The sequence below is a fragment of the Methylobacterium nigriterrae genome (assembly GCF_037106235.1).
GTDB classification, from domain to species: domain Bacteria; phylum Pseudomonadota; class Alphaproteobacteria; order Rhizobiales; family Beijerinckiaceae; genus Methylobacterium; species Methylobacterium nigriterrae.
Window position 1 is genome coordinate 26,794 of the sequence record NZ_JBAWTG010000031.1, and the last position, 12,472, is coordinate 39,265.

Genomic DNA, 12,472 nt, shown 5'->3' on the forward strand with positions numbered 1-12,472 from the left:
CCGGAACGTCGACGATTGCCGACGGGCCGTTTTCGCGTGGGCGACGTGCGGGGCCACACGCCCGGAGGGGACCGCCGGGACGCCGATCCGGCCGGTCCAGGATGCGAAGGAGCCGCCCGCTCTAGCTGTGGGCGAAGATGTCGACCTCCGGCCAGCCCGCGAGGTCGAGCCGGGCGCGGGTCGGCAGGAAGTCGAAGCAGCTCTGCGCGAGACCGGTGCGGCCTTCGCGGGCGAGCATCGCGTCGAGGCGGGCGCGGGCCGCGTGCAGGTGCAGCACGTCGGAGGCCGCGTACTCGACCTGGGCCTGGCTCAGCGCCTCGGCGCCCCAGTCGGAGGATTGCTGCTGCTTCGAGAGATCGACGCCGACGAGCTCGCGGACCACGTCCTTGAGCCCGTGGCGGTCGGTGTAGGTGCGGGCGAGCTTCGAGGCGATCTTGGTGCAGTAGACCGGCGCCGGCATCACGCCGAGATTGTGGAGGAGCACCGCGAGGTCGAAGCGGGCGAAGTGGAAGATCTTGAGCACGCCCGGATCGGCCAGCACCCGCTTCAGGGTCTCGGGCGGGGGAGCGTCGGGATGGATCTGCACCACGTCGGCGCCGCCGTCCCCGCGCGAGATCTGCACGACGCAGAGCCGGTCCCGCAGCGGGTTGAGTCCGAGCGTCTCGGTGTCGATGGCGATGGCCGGCCCGGCCTCGTAATCGGCGGGCAGGTCGCCGCGATGGACGCGGATGGTGGGCTGGGCGGGCATCGGCGGGGTCGGGGGCAGTCGGGGACGGTGTCCCGCCGCCTAGCACCGGGGCCGGGTCGCGACAAGCACGCGGGCCGGATGACCGGTCTCGTCCCGGGCACGCTTGCACGCCGGTCGCGACGCGCTCGCCTGCCCGAGATTGCCCCCGAGATCGCCCCTGCCTCTGCCGAGCCGGCCCCCTCGGACCGGGCAGCCCGGTCCGAGGGGAGGCGTTGAGGGAGAGGCGCCCTACTTCTGCTTTGCGATGACCTTGTCCTTGATCCCGTCGTAGACGTTCTGCGGGATGATCTTCTTGGAGACGAGCTCGTCCTTGCCCTTGTAGGGGCGGCCCTTGATGATGGCGCCCGAGCGGGCGGCGCCGATGCCGGGGAGCGCGTCGAGTTCCTCGGCGCTGGCGCTGTTGAGGTCGACCAGCGCGCCCTTGGCGGCGTTCGGCGGACCGGCCACCGGCGCGGTCGGCTTGGCGGGAGCCGCCGGGGAGGCGGGCGCCGTCGCGTTCGGCTTCGCCGGCGTGGCGGGGCTCGGCGTCTGGGCCAGAGCGGGCGCGGCCGCGAGGCAGGTCAGGACGGCGAGGGTGCGCAGCAGGGATGACGTCATGGGGATCTCCCGGAGCCGTGCGGGCCTGAGCGGCCGCATCGACAGGCAGGATCTAGGGCCAGCGAGTTGAACCCCGGCTTAACGGTGCGGCCAAAGCGCGCGCGGGCTGATCGCGCCGGATTGCGGCGGCCGCCGGTTCGTGCCAGGGCCGCGCCGGGGGCTCTAGCCAGACGGGGGGCGTGCCGCTATAAGCGCGCCCTCGAATCTCCGTTTGAACACGGTGTGCGAGGCGGTCCTCCGAAAGTGGGGGAGCGCCGGAGCGCGCCTTTGCCAGTTTAGCAGGATCCCCGCCATGGCCGTTCCGAAGCGAAAGACCTCCCCCTCGCGGCGCGGCATGCGCCGGTCCGCCGACGCCCTCAAGGCCCCGACCTACGTCGAGGACAAGGATTCGGGCGAGCTGCGCCGTCCGCACCACATCGACCTGAAGACCGGCATGTACCGCGGCCGTCAGGTCCTCAAGGTGAAGTCGGCCGAGGCCTGAGCCTCATCGCGCGCGAGGCCCGGGCTTCGTGCCGCAACGGGCGCGCCGCGATCAGGCGCGCCGCCGCGCCGCCTCGGCGTAGAGGGCGACGGCCGAGCGCGTCCGCTCGCCCCGGGAGGGGCGCAGGCGCGGGTCGGCGCTGACGATCAGCTGAGCCACGAATCCCGCGAGCGGGCCCCGGACCGGCGAGACGGTGCCGGACCGCGACGTGCCCTGCCTGTCGGGCAGGGCGACGAGCGCGCGCTCCCGCGTGCCGGGCCGCGACGCCTGCGCGCCCACCTGCCCCGTTTCCGGATCGTCCGTCCCAGCCCGAGCCATCGCCCTCACCATCCGTGCCGCCACGGCGTGAACGCTGCAAGCTGGAGGCCGGCGTTAACGGTTCGTCAACTCTTGGCCCGAAAACCTTGGCTCGACGACCTGGCCCGGAAGGCGCCGATGCGCCCGGGGCCTATTTCTTGGCGAGCGCCTCGAGGCGCTGCTGCATCTCGGCCATCTGGCGCTTGAGGTCGTCGAGGTCGCTGCCGGCCGCCGGGATGGGCGGCGAGGCCGGCCCGCCCGGCGGCTGCGCGGGAGGCCCGAAATTCGTGAACATCTTCATGGCGTCGCCGAAGAAGTTCATGTTGGCCCGCACCTGCTCCTCGAGGGCGTGCTGGAAGGCCGAGGGGCCGAAGCTCTGGGCCAGCTTCTCGCGCAGCCCGTCCTGATCCCGCGCGAAATTTGCCATCGAGAATTCGAGGAAGCTCGGCACCATCGTGCGCATGCTGTCGCCGTAGAAGCGGATCAGCTGGCGCAGGAAGGCCACGGGCAGGAGGTTGTCGTCGCCGGCCTTGTTCTCCTGCTCGAAGATGATCTGCGTGAGCACCGAGCGGGTGATGTCGTCGCCCGAGCGGGCATCGTAGACCACGAAGTCCTCGCCGTTCTGCACCATGGTCGCGAGGTCTTCCAAGGTCACATAGGTCGAGGTGCCGGTGTGATAGAGGCGCCGGTTGGCGTATTTCTTGATGACGGTCTGATGTGCCTTGCCGTTTTCCGCCATCTGTGCGGCCTCTCCCGACCCGAGCGTACCGGCGCAAACCCTGGGGCAGCACCCGGAAACCGCACCGGGGCCGCTCCCGCGCCTGCGGCCGACCTTAAGACTTTCCCCTGCCGACGAAAACAGCAATCTGCCCCCCGTCCCCGCAGAATAATGCCGCTGGCCCGGACGCCTCGTGTATCCAATCCTGCCCGTACGTCACGCACCTTCCAAGTGCCTGCTTGACTTCACCAAGCCCAAGGCTTTCATCCCCTGAACGGCATCAGAGCGCGCATCAGCCCAAGCAGCGCCGGCCGCGAGAGGAGAACGTCAGATGGCAGGCAGCGAAGAGATCGTGATCGTCGGTGCGGCGCGCACCCCGGTCGGCTCCTTCGGAGGCGCGTTCGGCAGCATGCCGGCGCACGAACTCGGCAAGATCGCGATCAAGGCGGCGCTGGAGCGTGCCGGCGTCTCGCCCGACGACGTGGACGAGGTGATCTTCGGGCAGGTTCTCACCGCGGGCGCGGGCCAGAACCCGGCCCGCCAGGCGGCGATCGCGGCCGGCATCCCCGAGAAGGCCACCGCCTGGGGTCTCAACCAGGTCTGCGGCTCGGGGCTGCGCACCGTCGCGATCGGCATGCAGCAGATCGCCAACGGCGACGCCAAGGTCATCGTGGCGGGCGGCCAGGAATCCATGTCGCTCAGCCCCCACGCCCAGTACCTGCGCGGCGGCCAGAAGATGGGCGACGTCAAGCTCGTCGACACCATGATCAAGGACGGGCTCTGGGACGCCTTCAACGGCTACCACATGGGCACCACCGCCGAGAACGTGGCCCAGGCCTTCCAGCTCACCCGCGAGCAGCAGGACGCCTTCGCCACCCGCTCGCAGAACAAGGCCGAGGCCGCCCGCCGCGAGGGCCGCTTCAAGGAGGAGATCGTCCCCGTGACGGTGCCGGGCCGCAAGGGCGACACGATCGTCGACGCCGACGAGTACATCCGCGACGGCGCCACCGTCGAGGCGATGGCCAAGCTCAAGCCCGCCTTCTCGAAGGACGGCACCGTGACGGCCGCGAACGCCTCCGGCCTCAACGACGGCGCCGCCGCGATCGTGCTGATGTCCGCCTCCGAGGCCGAGCGCCGCGGCCTCAAGCCGCTCGCGAAGATCGTCTCCTGGGCGACCGCGGGCGTCGACCCGAAGATCATGGGCACGGGCCCGATCCCGGCCTCCCGCAAGGCCCTCGACAAGGCCGGCTGGAAGCCCTCCGACCTCGACCTGATCGAGGCGAACGAGGCCTTCGCGGCCCAGGCGCTCGCGGTCAACAAGGACATGGGCTGGGACGACGAGAAGGTGAACGTCAACGGCGGCGCCATCGCCATCGGCCACCCGATCGGGGCGTCCGGCGCCCGCGTCCTCGTCACGCTGCTGCACGAGCTGAAGCGGCGCGACGCCAAGAAGGGGCTCGCCACCCTCTGCATCGGCGGCGGCATGGGCGTCGCCATGTGCGTCGAGCGGCCCTGATGTGCGTCGAGCGGCCCTGATGGGCGTCGAGCGGCCCTGAGGCCCGACGGCGGCGCCCTCAATCCGGTTTGAGGGCGCCCCAAATTCAAATGCCGTGCGGACGCCCCCGGCGGGTGGCAGGATGAATCATCCGGCCCGCCGGACCGGCACCCGCACCACGTCGTCGATTCCCAAAGAAAATCGGAGGAAACCATGGCTCAGGAACGCGTCGCCCTCGTCACGGGCGGGACGCGCGGCATCGGCGCCGCCATCTCGAAGGGTCTCAAGGCCAAGGGCTACAAGGTGGCCGCCAATTACGGCGGCAACGACGAGGCGGCCAACGCCTTCAAGGCCGAGACCGGCATCCCGGTCTTCAAGTTCGACGTCGGCGACATGGCCTCCTGCGAGGAGGGCATCAGGAAGATCGAGGCGGAAGTCGGCCCGATCGACATCCTGGTCAACAACGCCGGCATCACCCGCGACGGCGCCTTCCACAAGATGACCTTCGACAAGTGGCAGGCGGTGATCCGCACCAACCTCGACTCGATGTTCACCTGCACGAGGCCCCTCATCGAGGGCATGCGCAGCCGCGGCTTCGGGCGCATCATCCTGATCTCGTCGATCAACGGCCAGAAGGGCCAGGCCGGCCAGACCAACTACTCGGCCGCCAAGGCTGGCGTGATCGGCTTCGCCAAGGCGCTGGCGCAGGAGAGCGCCTCGAAGGGCGTCACCGTCAACGTGATCGCGCCGGGCTACATCGCCACCGAGATGGTGATGGCGGTGGCCGAGGACATCCGCAACAAGATCATCGCGACGATCCCCACCGGCCGCCTCGGCGAGGCCGAGGAGATCGCGCGCGCGGTCGAGTACCTCGCGGCCGACGATTCCGGCTTCATCACGGGCTCGACGCTGACCATCAACGGCGGCCAGTACTTCACCTGATCGCGTTCCCGCGAGGCGGCGCCCGCCGCCTCGCCTCCGCTCCGTCGCCATGATAGCCGCGGGGCCATGACGTTTCCCGCAGCGACGGCCTCCCCGACCGCGACCCTCGTCGGCTCCGGCGCGATCCTGCTCTGGTCGCTGCTCGCCCTGTTCACGGCGGCGTCGGGCGCCGTGCCGCCCTTCCAGCTCGCCGCCATGACGTTCGCGCTCGGCGGCCTCGTCGGATGCGCCACCTGGATCCTGCGGCCGAAGGGGGTCCGGGCGCTCGCCCAGCCCTGGCGGGTCTGGGCCCTCGGGATCGGCGGCCTGTTCGGCTATCACGCCCTCTACTTCGCGGCCCTGCGGCTCGCCCCGCCGGCGGAGGCCGGGCTCCTCAACTACCTCTGGCCGCTCCTGATCGTGCTGCTCTCGGCGCGGCTGCCGGGCGAGGGCGGCCTGCGCCCGGGCCATCTCACCGGCGCGCTCCTCGGCCTCTCGGGCGTCGCCGCGCTGTTCCTCGGCCGGGGCGATCTCCGCTTCGAGGCGGCCGCGCTGCCCGGCTACGCGGCCTCGCTCGCGGCGGCCTTCGTGTGGGCGGCCTACTCGGTGCTCTCGCGGCGCGTCGGCGCCGTGCCGACCGACGCCGTGGCGGGCTTCTGCCTCGGCACCGCGGCCCTGAGCCTCGCCTGCCACCTCGCGCTGGAGCGCACGGTCTGGCCGCAGGGGGCCGCCGAATGGGCGGCGGTCGCAGCGCTCGGCCTCGGTCCGGTCGGGGCGGCCTTCTACCTCTGGGACGTCGGCGTGAAGCGGGGCGACATCCGGCTCCTCGGCATCGCGTCCTACGCCGCGCCCGTGCTCTCGACGCTGATCCTCGTCGCGGCGGGCTACGCCGCCGCGACGCCCGCCCTCGGCCTCGCCTGCGCGCTGATCGTCCTCGGCGCGCTCGTCGCGGCGCGGGCCGGCCAGCGCCGGGCGCTCTGAGCCAAGTTCAGCCCCGCGGCGTCGGGCGCCAGTCCGGCGGGGCCATCTCGAAGCCCTCGAACCGGAAGGCCGGCGAGACCGTGCAGCTCACGAGCGTCCAGGCCCCGAGGCTGGTGGCGGTCTGCCAGTGGCCGGCCGGCACCACGATCTGCGGGTGCTGGCCGCGCGCGAGGTCCGGCCCGAGATGGCGCGCCGCGGCGTCGTGCCCGTTCGGGCTCACCGTGAGCACGAGGGGCGCGCCGGAGTGCCAGAACCAGATCTCGCTGGCATCGACCCGGTGCCAGGCCGAGACCTCGCCGACATCGAGCAGGTAGTAGATCGCGCTGCCGACCGAGCGGCCCCCGGCCTCGCGCGGATCCCGGAAGGTCTCGCGGTAGTGGCCCCCTTCCGGATGCGGCGCGAGCCCGAGCGCGGCGATCACCTGCGCGGCCTTCATCGAACCCTGCATCGAACCCTGCATCCTGGCCCTCTCCCTCGAAACGGCCCGGCGCTACTCGGCGATCGCGCCCTGCGGCAGGTTGAAGCCCGGCGGCGCCTTCTGGGCGTCGGATTTGGGCGCCGCAGCCCTGCGGGCCGGCTTGGATGCGGGCTTCGCTGCCTCGGCCGTCGTCCCACCCTCCGGCTCGGTCGCCCCGGCGGGCTTCTCCCGGGCATCCTTGGCCTCCTTGGCCTTGGTCTTATTGTCCTTCTGGGCCTTGGCGTCCTTGCCCTTCCCGTCCTTCGCCTTCGCCTCGGGGGGCGGCGCCTTCACGGGCGGCGCCTCGGCGCAGTCGCGGAAATCGAGGCGGGTCAGGACCTCCCCGGCCTCCGACACGATGGCGATGGGGTCCGGCAGGGCCGGCAGCGCGGCGTCCCAGCGGATCGGCGCCCCGAGCTGCGCCTCGAGGGCGCCGGGCGCCCCGCCGCGGCGCAGGGCCTTCAGGTCCGGCCCGTAGGCGGTGGCGGCCTTGCCGGCGATGGTCACCTGCAGCACCTGCGTCACCTCGGGCGTGAGCGGCCGCAGCGGGTTCTCGAGTTCCGACCGGCCCTTGCGGGTCACGAACACGACGAAGCCCTTGGCGCCCTCGTAGCGCGCGGCCTTCGCCCCGCAGGCGCTCGCCGCCAGCGCGGCGTCGAGGGCGGGGGGCGGGACGGGAACGGGCGGCGGGGACGGCTTCGCGACCGGAGCTTCCGGCGCCTCGACGCGGGCCTCGGGAACCGGAGCGGGCGGCGGGCCCGGCTGCTGCAGCGTGGCGAGCGTCAGCGCGGCGAGGCCGCCGGCCGTGAGGACGAGGCCGGCCGCGAGGCCGATGCCGACGGATCGCGTGGTCGACCTCATCGCGACGCGTCCGGGCGCCCGCCCGGCCCCCTGCCCTCCGGGCGCGGCTCGAGCGGCTCGAGATCGAGGATCGGCGCCGTGCGGTCGATCGGGCTCTCCGGCCTGCCCAGCGAGCCGATCAGCATGTCGGTGTCGTCGTCGTCGAGATCGTGCGGCATCCGCATCGGCGGGCGACGGGCGCGCCGCGTCATCGAGACGGCCATGACGCCGACGGCCGCGCAGGCCACGACGGCCGCAAGGATCAGGAGGGTTTCCATGCCCGACCAGCGTTACCCCATGGCGGGCGCGGTTGCATCCCGCATCCGCTCCCGGGGGCGCTCGGTCCCGTTCGCCCGATTTGCGCGCCGGATGCGGAACGGTCCTTGCGTCGAGGCGCCCGGCCGTCGAGAAGACGGGCGAGCCGGCCGGGCGCGGATCTCCGAGCCGCCGGCCGGCCCGACCCGTCGTCCATCTCGACGCGCGAGCCCCCATGCCCGAAGGCCGATCGATGCGAACGGACCATCAGAGCCGCACCCCGGAGGAGCTGGAACGGCATCTTCTCGGCCTGATCGAGGATTCGCGGGAGCAGGCGCGGGAGGACCCGTTCCGCAATCCCGTGCTCGCGGTGACGCTCGCGATCACCCGCCGGTTCGACCGGGGCGAGATCGGCGAGGCCGACCTCGACGCGCTGTTCGTGCGCCTGCGCGAGCAGGCGCTCGCCGAGCGCGCCGAGCGCCTGCGCGGCTATGTCGGGCTCGACGGCGAATCCGGCTTCGACGCGGACACCGCCATGCCGGCCCGGATCGTCGCGGCGATCCCGAAGGGCAGCGGCGATTTCGAGGCGTTGCGCGACCGCGTCGGCCGCACCGCCTTCGCGGTGGTGTTCACTGCCCATCCCACCTTCGGCATGCCGAAGGCCATCGCGGCCCTGCTCGCCCAGGCGGCGAGCGCGCCGGAGGCGGGTGCGCGCGCGCCCCTGATCGCGAAGGCGGCGGCGCTCTCGACGCGGCCCGACCCGCTGATCACCCTCGACGACGAGTTCGATCAGGCCTGCATCGCGGCCAATCACGGCCGCAACGCGCTCGACGCCTTCAACGGCGCGCTCCTCGACGCCGCCCGCGAGCGCTGGCCGGACCGCTGGACCGAGCTGGTGCCGAAGCCCTTCGCCATCGCCTCCTGGGTCGGCTGCGACACCGACGGGCGCACCGATATCGGCTGGTGGGACACGTTGCGCTACCGGCTCGAATCGAAGCGGATGCAGCTCGAGCGGGTGGTGCGCCACCTGCCCGCCATACCCGCCACCCAGGTGGTGCGCGACCTCACCGAGGGCGCGCTCAGCGCCGTCAACCGGCAGCTCGCGGTGGCGCCCCGCCTCGGCACCAAGCCCTCGCTCGAGGCGACGCACCGCTTCGCCCTCGCCCTCATCATCGAGCGCGAGCGGGCCCAGACCGACGCGGGCGCGATCCTGGCAGGGCTCGCGGGCGCCCTCACGGCGGCCGCGGACGAGGCCGACAAGCGCACTATCGCGGTGCTGCGCTCGGGCATCGCCACCCACGGCCTCTCGAACGCGCTGCCGCATTTCCGGCTCAACGCCAGCCAGATCCACAATGCCGTGCGCCGCGTGATCGACCTCGACGGCGAGCCGACCGACGCCGCGCGGCGCCGCTCGCACCTCTCGACGATCCACGCGCTCCTCAACGACGTGACCCCGGTCGCCGTCGATTTCGGGGCGCTCGCCGCCGAGCGGGCCTCGGCCGCGCGGCTGATGATGACGATCACCCAGATCCTCAAGCACGTGGACGGCACCCATCCGGTGCGCTTCCTGATCGCCGAGACGGAGACGGGCTACACGCTGCTCGCCGCCCTCTGGCTCGCCCGCCATTACGGGATCAGCGACAAGGTCGAGATCACGCCGCTCTTCGAGACGGCCTCGGCGCTGGAGCAGGGCATCCGGGTGCTCGACGACGCGCTGCGCAACCCGCACTGGCGGCAGTACCTCAAGCGCCTCGGCCGGCTCGCCGTGCAGTTCGGCTACTCGGATTCGGGCCGCTACGTCGGGCAGCTCGCCGCCACCTTCTGGATCGAGCGGCTGCGGCTGCGGCTGACCGAGCTCCTCGTCCAGAACGACCTCGCGGGGGTCGAGCTCGTGATCTTCGACACGCACGGCGAGTCGATCGGCCGCGGCGCCCACCCGACATCGCTGCGCGACCGCCTCGCCTATCTCGCCCCCGAGGATTCGCGCCGCCGCAACCGCGGAGCCGGCATCCCGGTGCGCCTCGAATCGAGCTTCCAGGGCACGGACGGCTACCTCCTGTTCGGCACCCTGCCGCTCGCGACGGCGAGCGTCGCGCGCATCGCCGAGCACGTCTTCGCGCTCGACGTGGCGGAGGACGACGCCTTCGCGGGCTACGCCCTGTCGGCGGCCCATGACGGCGCCGACCCGGGTCCCGACGAGGCGAACGACCCGATCTACGCCGAGACCGACTTCGCCACCGAGTTCTTCGCCGTTGTGCGCCAGGACATGGAGGCGCTCGTCGACGATCCGGGCTACGCGGCGCTGCTCGGCACCTTCGGCCCGAGCCTGATCGACCGCACGGGCTCGCGCCCGGTGGCCCGCCAGTCGGATTCGGGCGGCCCCGCCATGATCACCCATCCGCGCCAGATGCGGGCGATCCCCAACAACGCGATCCTGCACCAGCTCGGCTACCTCGCGAACTCGCTGCACGGGGTGGGCCGGGCGGCGGCGCGCGCGCCGGACCTGTTCCGCGACCTGCGCCGCGACTCGATGCGCTTCTCCCGCGCCTTCCGCCTCGTGCAGCACGCCGCCCAGGTCAGCGACCTCGACGTGCTGCGCGCCTACATCGACACGCTCGACCCGGCCGTGTGGCTGGAGCGGGCGCGGCGCACCCAGAAGGACGGGCGCCGGGACGAGCTCGTCGTCATCGCGGGCGCGCTCGAGGGCCTCAGCCTCGCGCCCTCGCTGCGCCGCCTGTTCGGGCGCCTCACCTGCGACTGGCTGAACCTGCAGCAGGCGGCGCCGGATCTGCGCAAGATGTCGGTGCGCCTCACCTTGCTCCACGCGATCCGCCTCGCGCTGATCCACCGGATCTGGTTCCTGGCCGTCCACATCCCGGGCTTCCGCCCGCAGGCGGGCGTCAGCCGCGAGCAGCTCCTGGAGCGCTTCCTGCGCCTCGACATCGACGGCTGCCTCGCGCTCCTCGACGAGATCTTCCCGATCACGCCGGATCCGACGCTGGGCCTCAATTTCGGCGAGCCCGCCGGCCCGCGCGACGTCGGCACCTACGAGACCGAGCATACCGGCCTGTTCCAGCCGATCGGACGCATGTTCCTGCAGGTGCGCGAAGTCTCGGGCATGATCCAGCACGAGGTCGGCGCGTTCGGCTGAGGAGGGTCCCGGAGCCGCTGCGATCAAGCGGCGGCGGTCTCACACCGGCGCCACCGTCAGCACCGTGCCGGCGATGCCCGTCACCCGCACCCGGGTGCCGGCGGGCGCGTCCGGGCCGCGGACGCGCCAGAGGGTGTCGTCGAGGCGCAGCCGCCCCTCCCCGCCCGCGATCGGCTCGGCGAGCACGCATTCGCGCCCGATCAGGCCGCGATCCGGCCGGTTCAGGCCGGAGGCCGGCCGCCTCAGGAGCCGGCTCGCCACCGCGACGCTCGCCACCGCGAGGCCCGCGAAGACGAGGAGCTGCGCCTGCCAGGGCAGCGGCAGGCCGGCGCTCAAGGCACCCGTCAGCAGCGCCGCGAGCCCGAGCCAGACCAGGAAGACGCCGGGCGCCAGCAGCTCGAGCCCCATCAGGGCGAGCCCGGCGAGCACCCAGATCCAGGCCGGCCCGATCTCGGCCGCGAGCCCGCTCAGCACGGCCTCACGCCTTCGGAGCCGGGCCGACGCCCGGCGGCAGGCCCGAGCGCGGCCGCGCCGGGGCGGCGCCCTCCCCGAACACGGAGCGCGTGATCTCGGCGATGCCCCCGAGGGTGCCGGCGAGCGCCGCCGCCTCGATCGGTACCACCACGACCCGCTGGTTCGGCGCCGTGGCGAGCGCGCGCAGGGCCTCGACGTACTTCTCGGCCACGAGGAAGTTCGCCGCGGCGAGGTCGCCCTTGGCGATGGCCTCGCTCACCATCGCGGTCGCCCGGGCCTCGGCCTCGGCGCCCCGCTCCCGGGCCTCGGCATCGCGGAAGGCCGCCTCGCGCCGCCCCTCGGCCTCGAGGATCGCCGATTGCTTGCGCCCCTCCGCGCGCAGGATCTCGGCCTGGCGCTGGCCCTCCGCCTCCAGCACCGAGGCGCGCTTCTCGCGCTCGGCCTTCATCTGGCGGGCCATGGCGCCCGCGAGGTCGGCGGGCGGCACGATGTCCTTGATCTCGATGCGGGTCATCTTCACGCCCCAGGGCGCGGCCGCGGCATCCATCACCCGGAGGAGCCGCTCGTTGATCTCGTCCCGGTGGGACAGGAGCTGGTCGAGGTCCATCGAGCCGACGACCGTGCGGATGTTCGTCATGGTGAGCGTCATCATCGCGACCTCGAGGTTCGAGACCTCGTAGGAGGCGCGGGCCGCGTCGAGCACCTGGTAGAACACCACAGCGTCGATGGTGACGCCGGCATTGTCGCGCGTGAAGGCCTCCTGGCTCGGCACGTCGATGACCTGCTCCATGACGTTCACCCGCCGGCCGATCCGCTCGACATACGGCACGATGAGCCCGAGCCCGGCCTCGAGGTTGCGCGCGTAGCGCCCGAAGCGCTCCACCGTGTAGACGTGGCCCTGCGGCACGATGTTGATGCCGATCGCGAGCGTGACGATGACGAGCACGGCGAGCGCCACCGCGAAGGCGCTCAGGCCGACCGACAGATCCATGGTTGCCCCCCTCGACGGACCGCGCGGCCATTGAGGCGGAGCCGGCCCGGTTGCGCAAGGGGCGGC

14 protein-coding genes are annotated in these 12,472 nt (G+C 72.5%); 5 read left to right on the plus strand and 9 right to left on the minus strand.

Features of this window, described 5'->3' with window-relative positions:
* Positions 1-121: 121 nt before the first annotated feature.
* Together WDW90_RS17230 and WDW90_RS17235 are read right to left on the minus strand one after the other, a co-directional pair.
* Positions 122-748, minus strand: a complete 627-nt coding sequence (locus WDW90_RS17230; protein ID WP_336488634.1) for a ribonuclease D — start codon at positions 746-748, stop codon at positions 122-124.
* 228 nt (positions 749-976) lie between these two features.
* The gene (locus WDW90_RS17235) at positions 977-1,345 is read right to left on the minus strand and encodes a ComEA family DNA-binding protein (RefSeq protein ID WP_336488635.1); all 369 of its coding nucleotides are present in this window, start codon (positions 1,343-1,345) and stop codon (positions 977-979) included.
* A gap of 292 nt (positions 1,346-1,637) precedes the next feature.
* Between WDW90_RS17235 and rpmF the strand changes: the two genes are divergently transcribed.
* The gene (rpmF, locus tag WDW90_RS17240; protein ID WP_003601373.1) at positions 1,638-1,826 is read left to right on the plus strand and encodes a 50S ribosomal protein L32; all 189 of its coding nucleotides are present in this window, start codon (positions 1,638-1,640) and stop codon (positions 1,824-1,826) included.
* A 51-nt stretch (positions 1,827-1,877) separates the two neighbouring features.
* Here rpmF and WDW90_RS17245 read toward each other — a convergent pair whose 3' ends face one another.
* Both WDW90_RS17245 and phaR read right to left on the minus strand, forming a co-directional pair.
* A complete protein-coding gene (locus WDW90_RS17245; RefSeq protein WP_336488637.1) occupies positions 1,878-2,144 on the minus strand; it encodes a hypothetical protein in 267 nt (88 codons plus the stop codon).
* A 130-nt stretch (positions 2,145-2,274) separates the two neighbouring features.
* On the minus strand, positions 2,275-2,862 hold the full coding sequence (gene phaR, locus WDW90_RS17250) for a polyhydroxyalkanoate synthesis repressor PhaR (RefSeq protein ID WP_336488638.1): 588 nt from the start codon (positions 2,860-2,862) through the stop codon (positions 2,275-2,277).
* A gap of 310 nt (positions 2,863-3,172) precedes the next feature.
* On the opposite strand from phaR, the gene WDW90_RS17255 reads away from it, so the two are divergent.
* The 3 genes from WDW90_RS17255 to yddG all read left to right on the plus strand — a co-directional run bounded on the left by WDW90_RS17255 (position 3,173) and on the right by yddG (position 6,238).
* A complete protein-coding gene (locus WDW90_RS17255) occupies positions 3,173-4,357 on the plus strand; it encodes an acetyl-CoA C-acetyltransferase (protein WP_336488639.1) in 1,185 nt (394 codons plus the stop codon).
* 192 nt (positions 4,358-4,549) lie between these two features.
* The gene (gene phbB / locus WDW90_RS17260; RefSeq protein ID WP_336488640.1) at positions 4,550-5,278 is read left to right on the plus strand and encodes an acetoacetyl-CoA reductase; all 729 of its coding nucleotides are present in this window, start codon (positions 4,550-4,552) and stop codon (positions 5,276-5,278) included.
* A gap of 66 nt (positions 5,279-5,344) precedes the next feature.
* Positions 5,345-6,238, plus strand: a complete 894-nt coding sequence (yddG, locus tag WDW90_RS17265; RefSeq protein WP_336488641.1) for an aromatic amino acid exporter YddG — start codon at positions 5,345-5,347, stop codon at positions 6,236-6,238.
* Positions 6,239-6,245: 7 nt separating this feature from the next.
* On the opposite strand, the gene WDW90_RS17270 is transcribed toward yddG, so the two are convergent.
* The 3 genes from WDW90_RS17270 to WDW90_RS17280 are packed head-to-tail and all read right to left on the minus strand — an operon-like array spanning position 6,246 to position 7,813.
* Entirely contained in the window at positions 6,246-6,674 is a 429-nt protein-coding gene (locus WDW90_RS17270) for a cupin domain-containing protein (protein WP_431311062.1), read from the minus strand.
* A gap of 54 nt (positions 6,675-6,728) precedes the next feature.
* On the minus strand, positions 6,729-7,556 hold the full coding sequence (locus WDW90_RS17275) for a hypothetical protein (RefSeq protein ID WP_336488643.1): 828 nt from the start codon (positions 7,554-7,556) through the stop codon (positions 6,729-6,731).
* Entirely contained in the window at positions 7,553-7,813 is a 261-nt protein-coding gene (locus WDW90_RS17280) for a hypothetical protein (RefSeq protein ID WP_336488644.1), read from the minus strand. The genes WDW90_RS17275 and WDW90_RS17280 overlap by 4 nt, the downstream gene beginning before the upstream one ends.
* Before the next feature lie 230 nt (positions 7,814-8,043).
* Between WDW90_RS17280 and WDW90_RS17285 the strand changes: the two genes are divergently transcribed.
* The gene (locus WDW90_RS17285) at positions 8,044-10,941 is read left to right on the plus strand and encodes a phosphoenolpyruvate carboxylase (protein ID WP_336488645.1); all 2,898 of its coding nucleotides are present in this window, start codon (positions 8,044-8,046) and stop codon (positions 10,939-10,941) included.
* Positions 10,942-10,980: 39 nt separating this feature from the next.
* Here the strand turns inward: WDW90_RS17285 and WDW90_RS17290 are convergent, their stop codons facing one another.
* A complete protein-coding gene (locus WDW90_RS17290) occupies positions 10,981-11,415 on the minus strand; it encodes an NfeD family protein (RefSeq protein ID WP_336488647.1) in 435 nt (144 codons plus the stop codon).
* Positions 11,416-11,419: 4 nt separating this feature from the next.
* Positions 11,420-12,406 (minus strand): SPFH domain-containing protein, encoded by a 987-nt coding sequence (locus WDW90_RS17295; protein WP_336488649.1) that lies wholly within the window; start codon positions 12,404-12,406, stop codon positions 11,420-11,422.
* Between the last annotated feature and the right edge of the window lie 66 nt (positions 12,407-12,472).

Coding starts and splice junctions, on each gene's coding strand:
- WDW90_RS17230 (WP_336488634.1), bottom strand. CDS start 748: ATGCCCGCCCAGCCCACCATCCGCGTCCATCGCGGCGACCTGCCCGCC.
- WDW90_RS17235 (WP_336488635.1), bottom strand. CDS start 1,345: ATGACGTCATCCCTGCTGCGCACCCTCGCCGTCCTGACCTGCCTCGCG.
- rpmF (WP_003601373.1), top strand. CDS start 1,638: ATGGCCGTTCCGAAGCGAAAGACCTCCCCCTCGCGGCGCGGCATGCGC.
- WDW90_RS17245 (WP_336488637.1), bottom strand. CDS start 2,144: ATGGCTCGGGCTGGGACGGACGATCCGGAAACGGGGCAGGTGGGCGCG.
- phaR (WP_336488638.1), bottom strand. CDS start 2,862: ATGGCGGAAAACGGCAAGGCACATCAGACCGTCATCAAGAAATACGCC.
- WDW90_RS17255 (WP_336488639.1), top strand. CDS start 3,173: ATGGCAGGCAGCGAAGAGATCGTGATCGTCGGTGCGGCGCGCACCCCG.
- phbB (WP_336488640.1), top strand. CDS start 4,550: ATGGCTCAGGAACGCGTCGCCCTCGTCACGGGCGGGACGCGCGGCATC.
- yddG (WP_336488641.1), top strand. CDS start 5,345: ATGACGTTTCCCGCAGCGACGGCCTCCCCGACCGCGACCCTCGTCGGC.
- WDW90_RS17270 (WP_431311062.1), bottom strand. CDS start 6,674: ATGAAGGCCGCGCAGGTGATCGCCGCGCTCGGGCTCGCGCCGCATCCG.
- WDW90_RS17275 (WP_336488643.1), bottom strand. CDS start 7,556: ATGAGGTCGACCACGCGATCCGTCGGCATCGGCCTCGCGGCCGGCCTC.
- WDW90_RS17280 (WP_336488644.1), bottom strand. CDS start 7,813: ATGGAAACCCTCCTGATCCTTGCGGCCGTCGTGGCCTGCGCGGCCGTC.
- WDW90_RS17285 (WP_336488645.1), top strand. CDS start 8,044: ATGCGAACGGACCATCAGAGCCGCACCCCGGAGGAGCTGGAACGGCAT.
- WDW90_RS17295 (WP_336488649.1), bottom strand. CDS start 12,406: ATGGATCTGTCGGTCGGCCTGAGCGCCTTCGCGGTGGCGCTCGCCGTG.